Here is a 19019-nt window from a genome sequence, read left to right as displayed (position 1 = left end):
CGTGACAAGGCAGGCAGAGCGCGTCCTGGTGCTCAACAGCGGGTCGTCCTCGGTGAAGTACGCCCTGCTCGCCGGTGAGGACCGGCTGGCCTCCGGCATCGTGGAGCGGATCGGCGAGCCGGGCTCCCCGGTCGCCGACCACGAGGCGGCCCTGGACATCGTCGCCGACGAACTGGCCGGTCAGGGCCTGGGGATCGACTCTCCCGAGCTGACCGCGATCGGGCACCGGGTGGTGCACGGCGGTACGGACTTCACCGAGCCGACGCTGATCACCGACGAGGTGACGGCGATGATCGAGGAACTGGTCCCGCTGGCCCCGTTGCACAATCCGGGCAACCTGGCGGGTATCGAGGTCACCCGGCGGCTGCGCCCCGACCTGCCGCAGGTCGCCGTCTTCGACACCGCCTTCCACTCAACGATCTCCCCGGCCGCGGCGACGTACGCGATCGACAGGGAGGTGGCGGAACGGCTGAGAATCCGCCGCTACGGCTTCCACGGCACCTCGCACGCCTACGTCTCCCGGGAGGCCGCAGCGGAGGCCGGCGGGCCGGACGGCAACGTGATCGTGCTGCACCTGGGCAACGGGGCCAGCGCCTCGGCCGTCTCCGGCGGACGCTGCCTGGAGACCTCGATGGGCATGACCCCGCTTGAGGGACTCGTCATGGGAACCCGTTCCGGGGACCTGGACCCCGGCGTCCTGACCTACCTCGCCAGGACCGGGGGGATGTCCTTCGAGGAGATCGACACGATGCTCAACCGGGGCAGCGGCATGCGCGGGCTGTGCGGGGACAACGACATGCGGGCCGTACAGGAGCGCCTAGCGGCCGGGGACCCCGACGCGGAACTGGCCTTCTCCGTCTACTGCCACCGGCTGCGCAAGTACGTCGGCGCCTACTACGCCGTGCTCGGCACGGTCGACGTGATCGCCTTCACCGGCGGGGTGGGGGAGAACTCCCCGCTGGTCAGGCAGACGGCGCTGGACGGCCTTGAGGCGCTGGGCATCGCCGTCGACCCGGGTCGCAACGAGCGGGGAGAGCGGGTCATCTCCCCTGACGGGACGGCCGTGCGGGTCGTCGTGATCCCCACGAACGAGGAGTTGGAGATCGCCCGGCAAACTCTCGCGGTTTTGCCTCGAACCAAACACCCATAAACCACGTCTACCTAAGTCAGATGGATGAGATCCGCCCCGAGCGGTCCATGGGACTCGGCCCTCCGCCCTCGGCGGGGGTCGTGGGACGCGCTCACCGGTGGTGGCCCAGCGTCGCGGGGGCGTGCTGGGCCGTTCATCCGTCCGCGGGCGTGCTTGTACGGCTCCGCCTGTACGGCTTCGCGGGGCCGTACAAGCACGCGTCGGCCCCTTGACGCCTCTCCCGCACCGGACGGATCGGGGGAACGGATCAGGCGTCAGGGGCTTCGGGAGCGCCGGGGCCCGTCGGCCCAGGCACGCGATGGATGCGTGAACGGCGCGGGTTTCGGCTGCCGTTGATGAGACCGAATCATGTTCTGTCGAACAAGGCAAGAGGTGAGGTTGGGGGGCAGGAGGGGGGATTGTGATCTGAGGGGCAATTGTCTAAATCCCCGCAGACTGGTAGATAGTTCGTCAATGGTGCGGGAGTTCCATCGTTTCTCTGACAGGTCTCAAGATCGTCTTCTATAGTTTCGCTCCGGCCGTGAGGGGGTCTGGAGGTGAGCGAAGCGTGAGATCGGGTCGCTCGATCACGCTGGGAGTCATGCTCTCCACCCTGCTCATGACGCCGGTCATGGCCGGGGCCGCCGCCGAGAGGACCGCGACCGTGCGGGCCGCCAAGCCCAACCCCGAAGCCGAACTGGCCAAACTCACCCGCGAGGCCAACGAGATCAACAAGCGCTACCGCGGGCAGGTGCAGAGCCTTGAGGAGACCCGGGTCCAGGCCAGCAAGGCGACACAGCGGGCCAAGAGCCTGAAACGCAGCCTGGCCACCGCGCAGACCGACGTCATGCGCTTCGCCCAGACCGCCTACATGGGCGGAGACATGGACAGCGCCAGCCTGCTGTCCTTCCAGGGGGACCCGGGCGCCGTCCTCGACGGTGTCTCGACGCTGTCCTATCTCGCGGGTCAGCGCGCAGGCCGGCTCGGCCGCCTGAAACAACTCGTCAAGGAGGCCAAGGACGCGGAGGACGCGGCCACGGCGAAGGTCGTCAAACTCAGGGACGACATCACCAAGCTCAAGAAGGACCGCGTCCGCATCGAGACCCTGCTCGCCAAGTACGGCTTCCAGCAACCCGGCGGCAGCGAGGGCCTGACCTCCCGCATGGTCAACGTGCGCAACACGGTCCTGCGGAGCTTCCCGATGCCTTACAACTACGGCTGCCTGCGCCGTGGTGACCCCGGTGAGCACGGCAGTGGCCGGGCCTGCGACTTCATGATGAGCGCCGGTGGCCGCATGCCGACGGCCGAGGCCAAGGAACGCGGTGACCGCCTCGCCCAGTGGGCCATCGACCACGGCCGCGACCTCGGGATCATGTACATCATCTGGCGGCAGCGCTACTACGACATCCGCACCGGCACCGGCTGGCGAATGATGTCCGACCGAGGCGGCATAACCGCCAACCACTACGACCACGTCCACATCTCGGTCTTCTGATCGGCGTGGGGCGAGTCGTTTCAGGGCCGCCCGACCGTTGGTTCACCGCCCTGCGTGTCGGGCGGCGGGGCCGAAGACGAAGACACCGAGGTCCTGAAATATTTCGTTTGCTTTTCCGCGGTGCGCCTTGGCCCCCTCCTTCTCGCTGAGGGCTTCCAGGGCATCGGCGATTCCCTTGTGGGCGTTTCCTATTTCGAGACGGTCGTTGACGCGCTCGGCGATCGCCATCGCCCGGAGATGAGTGACTACGGCCGACTTGTGGTCACCAAGTTCGTGGTAGGCGTGGCCGAGCCGGTTTGCTGTCTCGCATTCGAAGTACGGGTCGTTCAGGTCCTCGTTCAGTTTCAGGGCCGTCTGCAGTTCGATAACGGCCTTGTCGAATCTATCGTTCAGTAGGTGGATGGCTCCACGTGTGCTGGCGGTGTGCACCCTGACCTCAAGGTTGTCGAAGTCACGAAGGAGCTCCTCTATCTCATCCAGGGACCTGGCGGCCGCCTCGTGGTCGGCCAGGTACGTGAACGCGAGAGCCATGTTGTTGAGTGCGATGGATTTCCCCTGGGGCGTCGACAGCTTTCGATAGATTTCCAGCGCGCTGAGACCGTGCTTTATCGTCAGTCTCGGTCGGCCGATACGGTTGCTTGCGGTGGAGATGTTGATGTGAATGCCAGCTTCGCTGTACGTATCGCCTCTTTGGTTGAATTGGAAGAGTGCATTCCGCCAATAGGCCATTGCTTTTTTGAAATTGCACCTGCGTGCATGGAAGATGCCGAGATTCCCTAATATGGTTGTCTCGCGGTGCTGGTCGCCGACGGCATGGAAAAGCTTCAACGCACGCTCGTAGTACTGGCCCGCGACGGAGAACTCGCCCAGCAGGTCATAGGTCAGTGCGAGGGCGTTCGAGACACGACCCGCACCGTGCAGATCACCGGACCGGTCACGCTGTGCTTTGCTGGCCAGATAGTGGTCTATGGCCTTGCGATAGTTACCCGTGCGTCGATGGGCGTGCCCCAGGGTTTCCAAAAGATAGGCCTCGGCTGTCAGGTCATTCAGTTCCCTGACCGCCTCCAGGGCGTTTCCATGGGTGTCGAACCAGTCGTCGACGTAGTTGCGATAGGCGAAGAACTGCCACAACGTGCACGCTAGCTGCCACGAGTGCGTCGGCCACTTTCCAGCGGCTGACTGCCGTACCGTCTCCACCAATGTGGAGCGCTCGCTCTCCAGCCAGCTCTGCGCCTGCTCAAGGGTCTCGAAAACAGGACCGGGAAAATGGGGTGGGTCAGCTGTGACGCTGATGGGAATCCGGTCAGGGTCGATGCGGTCGGCGGCGGCGCCCGCGGTGTGCAGATACCAGTTCAGCAATCGAGTCCGTGCCGCGTCGAGCTCGGTTTCCGACTCCTCGGAACAGGCGCGCTCGGTGGCGTAGACACGAAGAAGATCATGCATCTGCCAGCGGTCTCCGCTGGGCTGGATCAGATGGGCCGCCGTCAGCCGATCCAGCGATGCCTCCGTGTCCTGAAGGCTGAGCCCACCCAGCGCGGTGGCGGAGTGAAGGGACACATCGGGTCCGAAACCGATTCCCAGCAGACGGAACAGCCGCTGCTCCGACAGGGGAAGAGCCTGGTAGGAGAGGCTGAACGCCGTACGGATTCCAATGTGCGGGTCCTCTTCGAGGTCCAGAACACTCAGTCGGTTCCCCTGACTCAGCCTGGCCACGAAGTCCTTGACCCGGGAGGCGGGGCAGCCGACGAGCTGCGCGGCGGCGAGCCGGAGCGCGAGCGGTAGGTATCCGCACAGGCGGGCCAACTCGGCGAACGAACTGGTCGCGTGCTGGGGCTGCTCGGCTCTCAGGAGCGAGGCGAGAAGATCAGAGGCTTCGGTGGGCGAGAGCACATCAAGGACGATGCTGTGCGTGTCGTGGGTGACGAACAGGCCGCGCAGCTGGTCGCGACTCGTGATGACGATGATCGAAGGTGAGGAGCCCGGAAGCAGGGGCCGGACCTGATCGGCGGTGGCCGCGTTGTCCAGGAGGATCAGTACCCGCTTGTCGGTCAGCAAGCTTCGATAGAGCATCGTGCGCTGGTCGGTGTCGCGCGGCACCTCGTCACCCGGCACGCCGAGTCCCTGGAGAAGATGGCCCAGAGCGTCGGACGGCGCGGTCACCCTTCCCCGGGAATGGCCGTGAAGGTTGACGTAGAGCTGTCCGTCGGGAAACTCCGCCGCCACCCGGTGCGCCCAGTGCGTCGCCAGTGCCGTTTTACCGACGCCGGCGGTGCCCGCTATGGCGGAGATCACCACCGTCGCATGCCTCTCCTCGGAGAGGAGGGCGTCCAGCCGCTGTAGTTGTTCGACCCTGCCGGTGAAACGCGCGGTGTCGGCGGGTAGTTGCCGAGGAACGGGTGAACGCGGAGGCTGTCCCATGCCGTCCGGTGCCGGGACGGAGATCGAGGTCCGGCCGGTTTCGCCGTTTCCAGACAGGATCGTCTGGTGCAGCCGGGTCAGGCTCTCCCCAAGATCGAGCCCGAGCTCCTCGCGGAACCGCTGTCGTGCGATTCGGAACTCCTCCAGAGCCTCCGCTGTACGGCCGACATGGTGCAGCGCCCGCATGAGTTGGCCACGCAGGGTCTCGTTCAGCGGATGTTCGGTGACCAGTCCGCGCAGTTCCCCGATCAGTTCCGCATGACGTCCCACAATGAGATCGGCTTCTACGCGGTTGATGAGGGCCGCGACGCGAGCCTCATCAAGGGTCGGCCCCTCGGTCGCCCGAAGATCCGGATTGGTGCCACCGAGGACGGGGCCGCGCCACAGCGCCAGGGCCCTGCCGAGCCGTTCCGAGGCCCCCGTCGCGTCACCCGCCGAGAGGGCCGAGCGGGCGAGGGCCGTCTCCGTGTTGAAAACGCCGAGGTCGGAAGCGTCCGGCCGCAGGTGGAGTGAGTAACCGGTCGTCGTGTTCGCCAGTGTGGCGCCGTTGGCCAGCAGCCGCCGTACCGACCACAGATGGTTGTGGAGGAGCCTGCGTCCATTGGAAGGGACGCGGTCTCCCCAAAGTGCGTCCATCAGTCGGTCATGCGAGACGATCCGGTTGGCCTGCAGGACGAGAAGAGCCAGCAGGGTTCGTTGTTTCAGACCGGTTACTGCGACGGAACGGCCATCCCGCCATATGTCAACGGGTCCGAGAACACGAAATTGCACTTTACCCCCGTCGAGAAAATTTGTGACGCTGCGGTGTCACCTGATTACTCGTGTGTGGTCGGGCTGCGCTCGCGACCTGGGTCTCGTTCGCATAAATCATTTTGGAGTAAGTCAAATGGCAAGATCAAGACATTATGGATGACAAGATCAACAGCATCGTGCGGGACCCTTGCGCTGGTCAATCAGGCTGGGCCTTTTTCATGCCCGGCCGTTCTCCCCCTGAATGATGGAGGTAACGGTGGGGATTCCCTTACCGAGCCGTCCTTCCGCGCCGCCGCCACGGCGTGGAACCCCCCGGCGGGTGGCTCCGACGGTCGTGACCGTCTCAGCGCTGGCCGCCTCACTTCTGGTGAGCGGTGGAGTTTCGCCCGCGCAGGCCGAGCCGAAACCGCCCGCCAAACCCGCTCCCGCCGAGCCGACGTTCACCACCTTTCCGACCCCCAAGGACCCGGACGCCGCGCTGCGCGCCGGAATCGAGGCGGCTAAGAAACAGAATAAGGCCGTCGAGGTCCCCGAGGCCTCGACTGAGACGGCCCGTACCTGGGCCTTCCCCGACGGCCACCTGACCACGCAGTCCTATGCGGCCCCCACCAGGGTCAAGCAGGCCGACGGCAGCTGGGCGTGGATCGACACCACCCTGGTCGAGCGAGACGGGGTGCTGCGCCCTAAGGTGGCCAAGGCGGACATGGAGTTCTCCGCCGGAGGCCCTGGCCAACCGTTCGCGTCGATGAAACGTGACAAGGGACAGCGGTTCGCACTGAGCTGGCCCACGGCCCTGCCCAGGCCGACCATCGCCGGCAACGTCGCAACCTATCCGAACGCGGCCGGACCCGAGGCCGACCTGGTGGTCACCGTACTGCCGACCGGTTTCCGGCACGACGTGGTGCTCCGTTCAAAGCCGGCCGGGCCGGTGGAGTTCCGTATCCCTGTCCAGACGGACAAGCTCACGCTCGCCAGAAGCAAGCAGAACGGCCTGAGGCTCTCCGACGCCTCGGGCAAGACGGTCGCCCAGGCCCCGGAGCCGGTGATGACCGACTCCGCCGCTTCGGCGGGGGACAACGCGGGCAAGGGCGTCGCCAAGCTGAGGCTTGGCAAGATCGACACTCGCGTGGCCGTGGAGAACGGCAAGCCGGTGCTGATCCTGAAGCCGGACGAGAAGTTCCTGAACGATCCGGCCACGGTCTACCCGGTCACCGTGGACCCGACGACGACGCTGACGCTGCAGTCGGACGTCTCGGTGCGTTCACGCTCCCAGTGCGGCAGCCTCGGTGGTCCCGGCGCTGACAAACTGTGGGCCGGCGGCCAGTCCTACGCCTGCGGGGGCATCAGCGCCCTGAACTACTACCGGACTTTCCTGAAATTCGACACCGCGCCTTTCCTCGGTAGAGCCGTCGGCAGCGCCCAGTTGGAGTTGTTCGCCCAAAGCGGTCCCGGCTGCAACTTCAACACCAACGGGATCAAAGTCTCCAGGGTCACCGAGGCGTGGGATCCAGCCACGATTGACAGTCTGGCCTGGTCGAGCCTTCCGGCGGCGGCCGAGAGCGGTTCGCAGACCCAACTGTGCCCGGACTACTCGGCGTATCCGACGCAGTTCTCCTGGTCGATCAAGGACATCGCCAACGCCTGGGCAGCCGGTGCGGCCAACCACGGTTTGCAACTGCGGGGCGTCAACGAGTCGATGACCTGGGGTCAGAACGGCTGGGTGGAGTTCCACTCCGCCGAACGGACCGGCTCGGACGCCCACCCGCCGAGGTTGACCGTCTCCTACATGCTTCCGCCGGAGATTCCCACCGTCGAGGTGCAGTCGATCGACTCGATGGTGGACAACGACGCGATCGCGCGCAGCACCGACGTGAAGGTCGTCTTCAAGTCCAGCGTCGCCGAGGCCACGCCGCTGGACTACACGGTCTCGGTCAACGACTCCACCATGATCACCCCGCCGGCCATTCCCGCCGGTGACGTGGCCTACTACAAGTTCGACGAGACTTCCGGCACCACGACGGCCGACTCCTCCGGCCACAACTTCACCGCCACCCTGAACGGTCCGGTGACGCGTGGAACCGGGCAACTCGGTCAGGCGCTCGTCTTCGCCAACGACCAGTCCGACGGCAACGGCAACGACGCCTACGTCTCGACCAGCGGCCCCCTGGTGCACACCAACACCAGCTTCTCGGTCAGTTCCTGGGTCAAGCTGGACGGTGCGGCGGGGAACCAGACCGTCTTCAGCCAGAGTGGAACCGTTCAGCCCGGGTTCGCGCTCTCCTATGTGGACTCTCCCGGCAACCCTGACATCAACCAGAAGTGGTGGCTGGGCATGCCGGCCAACGATGCCAGTGCCACCAGCCACACCGTGGCCATTTCCGACAAACCCGCGAAAGTCAACTCCTGGACCCACGTGGTCGCTGTCTACGACGCCACCGCGCACAAGCTACGCCTGTACGTGGACGGCGCCCTGGCCGCGGAGAAGGACCACACCAGCACCTGGGACGCCGGTGGCGCCCTCCAGATCGGTCGCGGAAAGATCATTGGCATTCCGGGCTTCCTCAGCGGTTCGGTCGACGACCTGCACGTCTACGACCGTGCCTTGGCGGCCGAGGAGGTCAGGGCGATTCAGGGTGCCCCCACCACGACCAGCTACAACGGAGTTCCCTCCGGGCAAGCCATCGACAAGGTCTTCGCCCTGGACAACCCGGCCAGCTTCAAGTTCGTGGTCAAGGCCTGCCGTACGGGCGTTACCCCGCCCTCCTGCAACGAAAGCCCGGCCTACCGAATCACCAGCGACGCCCCGTTCCTCCCCACCGATCCGCAAACAGGATTGTGGGGGACCGAGCTTACTCCGATTCTGTCGGGAATGGCTTCTCGCCCGTCCGGTGGATCGGTGACCGCCAAGTTTTTCCTGTACGACAGCACTGGCACTCCGATCGGCTCCAGTCCGTTGGGAGAACGCATCATTAATGGTGGCGAGCGGGCTTCCTTCCAGATAACGGAAAGCACTGTTCAATCAGGTCAGACATACACCTGGCAAATGCAGGCTTGCGCGCTGGAGATATGTACAAGCAAGACTGACCCTATTGGTTTCACTGTGCCTGGTAATGAAACGCAACCGACGGATGAGTCGCACACAATCACATTATTGAAAGACAATTTCATTCTCAAGACCGGTAAGACGGATCCGATGGCATGCGATGGTGCTCCGTGCCCGCTCATTGATACCGATCGTATTCAGGTTGGCGGTGCTGGTGTAGACCAGATTGCCACGGTAATCGGACTCAAGCTGAACGAAGTCCCCGATGGGGCAACCTTCACCGAGGAACTCCTCAATCTGGGGAGTCCTGCTTGTCAGGGTGAGGTATGTCAGCCCGAAACCGTCATCACCGCAACTCCGTTGAAGAGCGGGGTAACCGGAGCGACTAGGGGATCCGACCTGATAAGTGATCTGGACACGGCGCGATCTTTGGCCTTCCCGATCGAGGCACCGCAGGCAGACCTAGCCGACAATGCCTACACCTGGTACATGCTGACCTCCAATCGTGATGAGCTGGTCAGTTTCAGCGCCCCTGGGGCAGATGAGCAGCTTTCTTCTACGATCGTCTACTTCTTGCCAGGCCCACCCAGTAAGGTCCTCAATCTTGTCGCGCAAGCTGGCGACAGTGGTGTCACTGCCAGCTGGGGTATGCCAGTTGACAACGGTGGCATGGTCTTGCTGGACGGCTATGACGCCGAAGTTCTTGACGGCGGCGGCCAGCCGGTCAAGATATTTAAGGCAGCCAACCCCACCATCACCATCGGTGGTCTGACCAACGGAACTACTTATACGATCCGAGTTCGAGCACGCACCAATTTTGGTGCCGGAGACTGGGAATCGACTACTTTCGCACCTAAGGCGGCACCGCCTCCGCCGGTTGCATCCTCCCAACCGTGCGATCCTAACATCGACATACCTGCTCAAGCTAAGAGTGCACAGTTGGCAGATTCTGTGTCTTCTGTGCAAGAGTATGCGGACCGGATCAAAGCCTACTACCAGGCGCAGGACGCCGTCCTGGAAGGCCGAGCTGCAACAGTGTGGCAGGTGCCGGGAGTTACGCCCCAAGCGCCGAGCACTGCGAAACTTTCGCTCCTTAATGAATCGCTGGTCACACAAAAGCAGGAAATGGATGCCGCTGGGGTCGTCCGAAGCAACTCCACTATCAATTTGAGTAATGTAGTGCCTCGGGACACAGGTAATGGAACGGTTCTGGTGACCGCCATGGTCCAACGTAATTGGGAGCAGAATTCCACGGTACCGGCGGAAGCAATGGGTGCCGCTCAGGTGGAAGAAGGCAATCCAGGCCAGGTTGAGCCAAGCGAAGCCTCCATAGACGTATTCGTCTTCGATCGATGCGGCAAAGTGACGATCATTCAGATTCCCTGGGACTCTGAACGGGACTCCACAGACTCGTACGACGCTGGCAGCTGCAACGGTGGGTTCATCGAGCCGGAGGAGCCTCTACAGGGGCAGCCCTCCTCTACCCGTTCGGTTTTGGCCGGAAATCCTGGCTGTGGTACGCCGACTTATACGTCCTGTTTGGCGAAGTCAGGTGAAATCAAAACCACTGTTGATTCCGACATTATTAGGTGCTTTATTCTCGATAATCTCGGAAAAAAGGGTTGGTACTACAAGACTTGGATTCGATCAGGATGGAAGCGAAGTGAAGCGACCCCCCAGTTGGATAAGGATCAAATATGGAGGATACCGGTATATGAGAATTATGTAGTGCTTGACTCTGCCAATGCAAAATGGGGGCGGACCTCTAAATTTGGTCAGGCCATGCTGAAATTTTATCCAAAAGATGAAGACCCTTCAAAGAAGGAGCGTGGTGCCAACATCCAGGCCGCGGGTGCCGCTTGCTTCACAATAAACAGGACGGACACGACGATCGGAGTCGATCTTTCCATAGGGGGGCAGCGAGGAGGGGAGCCCGCCTACGTAGGTGGCCTAAGCTTCGGTGCCCAGTGGAACCAGGATAGCGCCGAAGAGTGCGGTCAGTATAATCCGGAGGCAATTGTCGGCGGCTGGAGGATACGAGACGTATTCTCTGATGTTAAGGGCGAGTGCATCTCCGCCAACATCGACAGTTGCGAAGTCGAGTCATACCGGCACGCTCTACGAAGTTCACTGACTATTAGCTTCTCATATACGCAAAAGAAGAATGGGAAGCGGGTTTCTGTGCCATATGAGTGGGATCCGATTCGCCACACAGTGTATGTAAAGGTCAAGAGAGAGTTTGATCGCTGCAAGGCGCACTGTGGACCTTTTCCTAACAACTGGCCTCCGGTGATAGTCCCAGAGGAGATAAAAATTATCGAAACCCATGCCAGTTCGACTAGGTGGTGCTTTCCGGATCAAGTGCTCTAACTTGATAATGTGATATGGAGGGGCTGGAAGGGGTGATCTCCTTTCCGGCCCCTTCTGCTTCTACGGTTATTTTAATTTTCCGGAATTGAGATCACGATTAATCAATAAGATAATTTCTGGACAAAGTGGCCGTGAATTTTTTGTCTACTGTTGTTTTAGGCGCGATCAAAGGCTAAGCGATGAGCATTAAGTCTTTGGGTCGGTGATATTAATTCATCGGCGGGAGAGGGAAGTTCTGTTTCTTGTAGTACCGCAGCGGCCTGCACATCGGCGAATGGGAAAACGAGCAGGTCGATTGGCCTCGCGCGCGTGTCGCCAGGTGATTGGTTTCCGATCGCTGAGCCAGTGGCCGGAGGCGCAGTCGTCCATGTTGAGTGGGCGGTCAGTATCGATGCCAGCGGGTGCATAGCGCCCGATCCAAATCCGTACGATCGCCAACCGTTATGACCATGTCCACATCTTGGACTTTTGATCGGGACGCCATGGGCGTGTGTCCGGTTTGTTTCCCATCGTTTCTTCGACGCTCGGGGTTGCGCGAACTGGATTAGGCTTGTTCCGGCGAAGGTATCTGGGGCGGTCGGACGGCTTTCTTCGGCGGAGGCGTCGTGGTCGACGAGGGCTCTGCTCGCGGTGTTTCGGACGAGTCCGGGTTGGGAGGTCTGCTGGCCCTCTGGTTTTTCTCGTTCGGCGCCGCGAAGTTTCGCCATGGTCCTCCCGCGCTGGTGGCGGTTCTGCTCGCCTGCGTCGTGGTCAGTGCCTCCTACTGCCTGTTCTGGCTGTACAGGAGGTGGCGCTTCGGCGGGTTCTCCGACCGCGCGGAGGGGGAAACCGAGGAGAAGGCCGCCGGGGCCAAGGGTTCTCTCTGGGACTCATGGCAGTTCGAAGTCCTGCTTCTGGCCTACCTGCTGGTCACGTTGAACGGGTACCGCGACGACATCTGGGTCTTTCTGCTGTACGCCCCGCTTCCCCTGCTGCTCGCGTCCAGCCTTCTGAGAAAGGCGTTCACGGCTTCGCGGCGCGGGTCAGGATGATGACGTCCTGAAGTTCTCCGTGGCGGTCAGGAGGTCGGTGAGGGAGGTCCTGGACCGCTGGAGGGTGGTTATCTGGGTTTCGATGTCTTCGAGATGAGTCCGGAGGTAGTTCTGGACGCAGGGGTGGATGTCGGGGCCCGGGCCCTCGATGCAGGGCAGGATGTCGCGGATGGTCCTGGTGGGCAGGCCGGCGGCCAGCAGGACGCGGATGTGACCGACGACCGTGGGAGCCTCGGCGGTGTAGTGGCGGTGGCCGCTCGCGCTGCGGTGCGAGGTGAGCAGACCCTGCTCCTCGTAGTACCGCAGCAGCCGGACGCTCACACCGGTCTCCCGGGCCAACTCGCCGATCTTCATCCCACGCTCGGCGGACGTCTTCACGGGGGAGACGCCGGATTCGGGGGTCCGGTCCAGGGTGCCGGTCTGCACGGAGGTCACCTCACACGAGTGTTACGCGAGCGTCGATCAATCCAGAAGGACATCTCATATAAGGCGCAAAGTAAGTGATCTCATCCGGAAACGCCGCAACCCAGCATTGGTGATCTGCCTCACACCGGCTTGAATCTCACATCGATGTGAGCTCCTAGCGTTGCCGGCATGACGAACAACGCGAACACCACGGCAGTGACCACCACCTTCACCCTGGGCGGCGATCTGGAGGTGCGGCGGATCGGGTACGGCGCCATGCGGCTGGCCGACGGGCCGGACAAGCCCGCCGAGGCCTGGGCCGCGCCCATCTGGACGGCTCCCGCCGACCGCGCCGCCGCGCTGGCCGTACTGCGCAGGGCGGTCGAGCTGGGGGTCGGGATCGTCGACACCGCCGACGCCTACGCGCTGGGGGCCAACGAGGAACTCGTCGCCGAGGCCCTGCACCCCTACTCGGAGGAGGTGGCGATCGCCACCAAGATCGGTGTCGTACGGCCGAGCCCCGCCGAGTGGATTCCGCTGGGCAACCCCGCCTACCTGAGGCAGCAGGCCGAGCTGAGCCTGCGACGGCTCCGGGTCGAGCGCATCGACCTGCTCCAACTGCACCGGATCGACCCCAACGTGCCGTTGGCCGACCAGATCGGCGCGCTGAGGCAGCTGCGTGAGGAGGGCAAGGTCCGGCACATCGGCCTGTCGGAGGTGACGGTCGAGCAGCTCAGGGAGGCCTCGGAGATCACACCGATCGCCGCCGTGCAGAACATGTACAACCTCGTCACCCGTCAGCACGACGAGGTCGTCGACTACGCCGCCGAGCACGGCATCGCGTTCCTGCCGTTCTTCCCGATCGCGATGGGTGGGCACGCGGGCCAGGACAGTCCGGTGGCGGCCGTGGCGCGCGAGGTCGGCGCGACCCCCTCGCAGACAGCGCTGGCCTGGTTGCTGCACCGTTCCCCGACGGTCATCCCGATCCCGGGCACGACCTCGGTCGGGCACCTGGAGGAGAACGTCGCCGCGCTGGAGGTCTCGCTGTCGCGGGAGCAGTTCGAGCTGCTGTCGGAGGCAGGGCTCAAGGCCGGGCAGGAGGGGTGACGGCGACGGGCGGGATCGGGTGGCACGAGGACGCCGCCCGATCCCCTCGGGACGCGGCCAAGACCCCCGAAGCCGCCGGGGCCGAAGAGCCGGCCACGCGGAAGGGCCCGGCATCTGGAAAAGCCCGGGAAACCGGGTCACTCGGAGCTCGGCGGGAAGCGGCGGTGGCTCCGCTTTTCTGAGAGTTTTTCGCAAAACGGGATTCGCATTCCGCGACGCGGTTCCCACGCCGGTGGGACACGGTATTGGGAGGCGTTTCCCGGGGGGAAAGTCGGGGTGGGTGAGGCGACCCGACGGGTGAATCCCGGGGCCGCCGACGGTCACCGTGCGTGACGATCGAGGGTTCGACGGGAGGCGGTCGCCGTACCCCGGGGAACGTTCACTTCCCGATCGACATCAGGTAAAGATCATGACAATCACTGTCGGTTGTCATGAGGGATGATAGAGCGATGACGAACGTTTCCGGGGAGACCCTCCGCCGTCGTCCCGCCCAGCGCCGAAGCCTCGAACGTGTCGAGCGCATGCTGGACGAGTGCGCACGGCTCCTCGACGAGGTGGGGTACGACGCCCTGACCACCAAGGAGGTCGCGCGCAGGGCCGAGGTGCCGATCGGCACGTTCTACCAGTTCTTTCCCGACAAACAGGGGCTGGCGCGCGCGCTCGCGCTGCGCAACCTCGACGCCTTCCTCGGCCGCGTCACGGCCAGGCTCGCCGAGGTACGGCTGTCCGACTGGACCGAGATGGTGGACCTCGCGATCGACGAGTTCGTCGCGATGAAGCGCACGACGCCCGGGTTCGCGGTCGTCGACTTCGGCGAGGTGCTGCTCACTCCGGGAGGCCCGGCGCTTGAGGGGACCGAGCGCACTCTCGACACGGCGCTGAGGAACAACGTCGTCGTCGCCGACCGGCTCAAGGCGATCATCACCGACCTGCTCGGGGTCCCCGGCGGCCCGGGGCTGGACAGGGCGCTGATCGTCGCGGTCGAGGCGGCCGACGCCGTACTCAAACTGGCCTTCCGTGCCCAGCCCGGTGGTGACCCCGAGCTGGTCGGCGAGTGCAAGCGGCTGGTACGCCGCTACCTGTCGGCCCATCTGCCGGACGACTGAGCGGGGACCGGCTTGACCTGGAGCGCACTCCAGGTGGGATGCTGCCGGACGTGAGTGTCTACACGCCGGGACAGGTGGTCGAGGAGACCGGTTTCAGCCTCGACACCCTGCGCTACTACGAACGGATCGGCCTGCTGGGAAGGGTCGGCCGCAACGCGGCCGGGCAGCGGAGGTTCACCCAGGACGATGTCGGCTGGCTCGGCACGCTCCGATGCCTGCGGGACACCGGCATGCCCATCGCCGAGATGCTCCGCTTCGCGGAGCTGGTCAGAGCGGGTGACCACACCATTCCCGACCGGGTCGCGCTGCTCGAAGCCCATGACAGGCGGGTCGAGGAGCAGGTGGCCAACCTGCGTGAGAAGCAACGGGCGGTCCAGGCGAAGATCGGTTACTACCGTGACGTGGCCGACCTGCCGCCCGCCTGCGAGCCGCTCGTCGCCAGGGCCTGACGAAGCCGTACAGCGGCTTTGCTCCGCACCTGCCCCTTCTTTCCGCTTCCCCTGTTAAACCGGAAGCGGGACCGGGGGAGGGGCGATGGCCGCACCGCGCGCGCGCCGGATCAACATTCCGCTCCGGCACGTCACCCTGACGTGCGGGGCCATGATGTTCGCGCTGCTGGCCAACGTGACCTATCTCCAGGCCTTCCGGAGCGACAGTCTCTGCGACGACCCCCGCAACCCTCGCGTGGTGATCACGCGTCTCGACGGGCTCCGGGGGGACATCCTGCTGCGCGACGGCACCCTCGTGGCGACCAGTGTCGAGAACGAGACCGCAGGACACAGGTACCGGCGTCTCTACCCGGGCGGGCCGCCGTACGCGCCGGTCACCGGGCACCTGTCGATCTACGGCGCCACCGGGCTCGAACGCGCGCAGGACGCCGTGCTGTCCGGCACCGACCCGCGGGTCAAGCTGCGCGCGCTGCTGGACGGCACGCGGGCGGGGGCGACGATCAGGCTCACCATCGACCCCGCGGCGCAGCGGGCGGCCTACGAGGGGCTGCGCGCGACGGGGCGGCCCGGGGCGGTCGTCGCCATCGAACCGGGGACCGGCGCGATCCTGGCCATGGCCTCCTACCCCTCCTACGACCCGAACCTCTACACCGACCCCGACGCCGCGGGACTGGAGCGGGCGGACAGGCGGCTGCGGGACGACCCTCGCGAACCATTGCTGAACCGGGCGATCCGGCGCGACTACCCGCCCGGCTCGACTTTCAAGATCGTCACCAGTGCCGCGGCACTCAGCTCGGGGAGATACCGCCCGACGACCGGCCTGCGCGCGCCGGCCGTCCTGCGCCTGCCGGGGACGGCCTCCTACCTGCGCAACGCGGGCGGCGCTCCGTGCGGGAACGGCAGGACACCGCTGGCCTACGCCTTCCAGCTCTCCTGCAACACCCCGTTCGCGAACCTGGGCCTGGCCCTGGGCCAGGAGACACTGCGCGAGCAGGCACGGGCGTTCGGCTTCGACGCCGACGACCTGACCGTTCCCATGCCGGTCGCGCGGAGCGTCTACCCGCGGGACATGGACCGGGCGCAGACCGCCATGTCCGCGCTCGGCCAGTTCGACACCAGGGCGACCCCCCTCATGATCGCCATGATGTCGGCGGCGGTCGCGAACGACGGCTCGCTGATGCGCCCCTACCTGGTCGAGGAGATCCGGCTCGCGGACGGCGCGCTGGTCGACGGGGCGGCCCCCTCGCCGTACCGCAGGACGCTGGACGCCGAGGAGGCCAACCGGCTCACCGCGATGATGGTCACGGTCACCCGGCCCGGCGGCACCGGGGAGGCCGCCGCGATCCCCGGCGTCGAGGTGGCCGCGAAGACCGGCACCGCGGAGAACGGGGTCAGGGGAGGAGACCACGCCGTCTTCACCGGCTTCGCCCCGGCCACCGCGCCCAGGGTCGCGGTCGGCGTCCTCGTCGAGCACGGCGGCTCGGGCGGCGAGGTCGCGGCCCCCATCGCCAGGGCCGTCATGCGGGCCGTACTCGCGCCCTCCTCCTCCGGGGAGGAACCCTCCGGCGGACGGGAGGTTCAGGCCGAGTAGGCCTCGGCCTGCAGGCCGTACAGGTCGGCGTAGAGACCGCCGAGGGCCATCAGCTTGCCGTGGGTGCCCTGCTCGACGACCCGGCCGTGGTCCAGGACGTAGATCCGGTCGGCGTAGCGGACACTGGCCAGCCTGTGGGTGATCAGCAGCACCGTACGGCCGTCGGCGTGCCTCCTGACCTGCTCGAAGAGGGCGTGTTCCGCGCGGGCGTCGAGGGCGGCGGTCGGCTCGTCGCAGATCAGCAGCGGGGCGTCCCGGTGGAAGCCGCGGGCGATGGCGATCCGCTGCCACTGCCCGCCGGACAGCTCCTGACCGTCCTTGAACCTCCTGTCGAGCAGCGTGTCGTAGCCGTGCCGCAGCTCGGCCACGACCTGGTCGGCCCCGGCGACCTTCGCCGCGGCGGCCAGCGTCTCCTCGCCCCTGTCGGTGCCCATGCCGATGTTGTGCCTGGCGGTCAGCGGCCAGCGGGTGTGGTCCTGGGCGATGACGGAGATGTTGCGCCTGAGCCCGTCCTGGTCCACTCCCGCCAGGTCGGTCTCGTCCCACAGCACCCGCCCGCCGTCGGGCTCGTAGAGACCGGCCAGGAGTTTGGCCAGCGTGGTCTTGCCCGAGCCGTTCTCACCGACCAGGGCGATCACCTCGCCCTGGTCGATGTGCACGGAGACCCCGCGCAGCGCGGGAGTCTCGGCGCCGGGGTAGGTGAACACGACGTCCTCGGCGGTGATCCGCTCGAACGTCTCCGGCGCCGCGTCAGGCCGTGCCGGGCCGACACGCCTTTCCGCCTCGGCGCAGAAGTCGAGGAAGTCGGTGAAGTACAGCCCCTCCTCGTAGAGCCGGTTGGTGGCGAACATCAGGTTCGACAGATAGGTCTGCCCCGACCGGATCGCCAGTACGGCGGTGCCCGCCACGGCCAGCGCCACCGCGCCCGAGGCCAGCAGCAGCCCGAGGGCCACGTAGACCAGGGCCGCCCCGAGCCCGCCGAGGGCCTCGCCGACCACCTTGGCGAACGTCTGCCGCCGGGCGAGGTCGAGCCTGACGTTCTGCTCGGCGGTCGCGACCGCGTCGTACATCCGCAGCAGGAAGTCCCGCATCGTGAAGGAGCGCACCTCGGCGGCGGCCGCGCGCTCGGCCAGCAGCTCCGAGATGATCCACTTGCGCCGGGAGACGGGAATGATCGCGTACATCGTGGTGTAGCGCATGCGCGCGGTGCGCACCGCGGCCCAGGCGTCCGGCAGCACCGCGAGTATCAGCAGCGGCAGGAGGACCGGGTGGAGCACTCCGAGCACCCCGGCCGCGGAGACGATCCCGATGAAGGCGGTCAGTACGTTGATGGTCGTGCTGACGATCGTCCCCGCCGTCGTCACGCCGCGTGAGGCGGCGCGCTGGAGCGAGTCGTGGAAGTCCGAGTCGTCGAACGCGGCCAGGCTCACCTGGCCGGTCAGCCCGTAGAGCCGTTCCTCGGCGACCCGGCTCACCTGCGGGTCGAGCCGGGACTGCGCCCATCCGGAGCCCGCCTGCATCAGGGTGCGCAGGATGCCCGCGACGCCGACCAGGATGAGGCTGGGGAGGGCGGCGACGACCCGCTCCGGGGTCGGGCCCGCCTCGAACAGGGCGGAGAGCACCCCGGTCGTGGCCAGCAGCCCGAACGCGGTGAACACGCCACCGAGCAGGCTCAGCCCGATCGTGACGACGATGTCGCGGGGACTGGCCAGCCAGCCGAGCCGTACGGCCTGCGCGACGAGGGTGGGCAGCCGCCTGGAGAGGGCCAGGAAGCCGACGTCGGTCATCGTGTCGGCGTGGGCGTACCAGTCGGAGAGGTTGAGCTCGCCGAGCACCGGCGTGGCCGTCCTGCCAGGACCGGACGCCGCGTCAGGTTCGGGGACCGGGCCTGGGGCGGGTGGAACGGGCAGGGAGTCGGGGGCGAGCCGAGGGGAGGGAGGAGAGGCTGGGTCGTGGTCCGAGGAAGTGTCCGGCATGCCTGCAGTGTGAATCGCCCAACCGTCGGTCCGCCATCCGCTGACCGGTCACGGTCAGTAGCGGCGATACGGCGGGCGGGCCGGGTGGTGAATTCATTACGGTGTCCCAATAGGGAGAGTCAGGAAATCCGAGCATCCGAAATGGT

12 protein-coding genes are annotated in these 19019 nt (G+C 65.5%); 9 read left to right on the top strand and 3 right to left on the bottom strand.

Features of this window, described 5'->3' with window-relative positions:
* Position 1: 1 nt before the first annotated feature.
* The 3 genes from ACFYY8_RS27370 (at position 2) to ACFYY8_RS27360 (ending at position 2624) form a co-directional block, all read left to right on the top strand.
* Positions 2–1150: an acetate kinase gene (locus ACFYY8_RS27370; RefSeq protein WP_390045674.1), complete on the top strand. Its 1149-nt coding sequence runs from the start codon at positions 2–4 to the stop codon at positions 1148–1150.
* Between the two features lie 20 nt (positions 1151–1170).
* On the top strand, positions 1171–1362 hold the full coding sequence (locus tag ACFYY8_RS27365) for a hypothetical protein (protein ID WP_352010313.1): 192 nt from the start codon (positions 1171–1173) through the stop codon (positions 1360–1362).
* 335 nt (positions 1363–1697) lie between these two features.
* Positions 1698–2624 (top strand): coiled-coil domain-containing protein, encoded by a 927-nt coding sequence (locus ACFYY8_RS27360; RefSeq protein ID WP_390045671.1) that lies wholly within the window; start codon positions 1698–1700, stop codon positions 2622–2624.
* A gap of 42 nt (positions 2625–2666) precedes the next feature.
* On the opposite strand, the gene ACFYY8_RS27355 is transcribed toward ACFYY8_RS27360, so the two are convergent.
* Positions 2667–5813 carry a BTAD domain-containing putative transcriptional regulator gene (locus ACFYY8_RS27355; protein ID WP_390045669.1) on the bottom strand — a complete coding sequence of 1049 codons (3147 nt, stop codon included), beginning with the start codon at positions 5811–5813 and terminating at the stop codon, positions 2667–2669.
* Positions 5814–6129: 316 nt separating this feature from the next.
* Here ACFYY8_RS27355 and ACFYY8_RS27350 point away from each other — a divergent pair, with 316 nt between their 5' ends.
* Entirely contained in the window at positions 6130–11208 is a 5079-nt protein-coding gene (locus ACFYY8_RS27350) for a LamG-like jellyroll fold domain-containing protein (protein WP_390045667.1), read from the top strand.
* Positions 11209–11813: 605 nt separating this feature from the next.
* Positions 11814–12239, top strand: a complete 426-nt coding sequence (locus ACFYY8_RS27345) for a hypothetical protein (protein WP_390045665.1) — start codon at positions 11814–11816, stop codon at positions 12237–12239.
* Here the strand turns inward: ACFYY8_RS27345 and ACFYY8_RS27340 are convergent.
* Complete coding sequence (locus ACFYY8_RS27340) at positions 12231–12674, bottom strand: MerR family transcriptional regulator (RefSeq protein ID WP_390045663.1); 444 nt, start codon at positions 12672–12674, stop codon at positions 12231–12233. The genes ACFYY8_RS27345 and ACFYY8_RS27340 overlap by 9 nt on opposite strands.
* A gap of 159 nt (positions 12675–12833) precedes the next feature.
* Between ACFYY8_RS27340 and ACFYY8_RS27335 the strand changes: the two genes are divergently transcribed.
* The 4 genes from ACFYY8_RS27335 (at position 12834) to ACFYY8_RS27320 (ending at position 16897) form a co-directional block, all read left to right on the top strand.
* Positions 12834–13751, top strand: a complete 918-nt coding sequence (locus tag ACFYY8_RS27335; RefSeq protein WP_390045661.1) for an aldo/keto reductase — start codon at positions 12834–12836, stop codon at positions 13749–13751.
* A gap of 449 nt (positions 13752–14200) precedes the next feature.
* A complete protein-coding gene (locus ACFYY8_RS27330; protein ID WP_390045659.1) occupies positions 14201–14857 on the top strand; it encodes a TetR family transcriptional regulator in 657 nt (218 codons plus the stop codon).
* 38 nt (positions 14858–14895) lie between these two features.
* The gene (locus tag ACFYY8_RS27325; protein WP_390045657.1) at positions 14896–15306 is read left to right on the top strand and encodes a MerR family transcriptional regulator; all 411 of its coding nucleotides are present in this window, start codon (positions 14896–14898) and stop codon (positions 15304–15306) included.
* An 85-nt stretch (positions 15307–15391) separates the two neighbouring features.
* Positions 15392–16897, top strand: a complete 1506-nt coding sequence (locus tag ACFYY8_RS27320) for a peptidoglycan D,D-transpeptidase FtsI family protein (protein WP_390045655.1) — start codon at positions 15392–15394, stop codon at positions 16895–16897.
* Here the strand turns inward: ACFYY8_RS27320 and ACFYY8_RS27315 are convergent.
* Positions 16885–18873, bottom strand: coding sequence for an ABC transporter ATP-binding protein (locus ACFYY8_RS27315; RefSeq protein WP_390045653.1), 1989 nt, complete (start codon positions 18871–18873; stop codon positions 16885–16887). The genes ACFYY8_RS27320 and ACFYY8_RS27315 overlap by 13 nt on opposite strands.
* Positions 18874–19019: the final 146 nt, after the last annotated feature.

The organism is Streptosporangium sp. NPDC001559 (genome assembly GCF_042893955.1).
In the GTDB taxonomy this organism is placed as follows: Bacteria; Actinomycetota; Actinomycetes; order Streptosporangiales; family Streptosporangiaceae; genus Streptosporangium.
The sequence above is the reverse complement of the archived record's forward strand: the minus strand, read 5'-3'. Positions and strand labels throughout refer to the sequence as shown.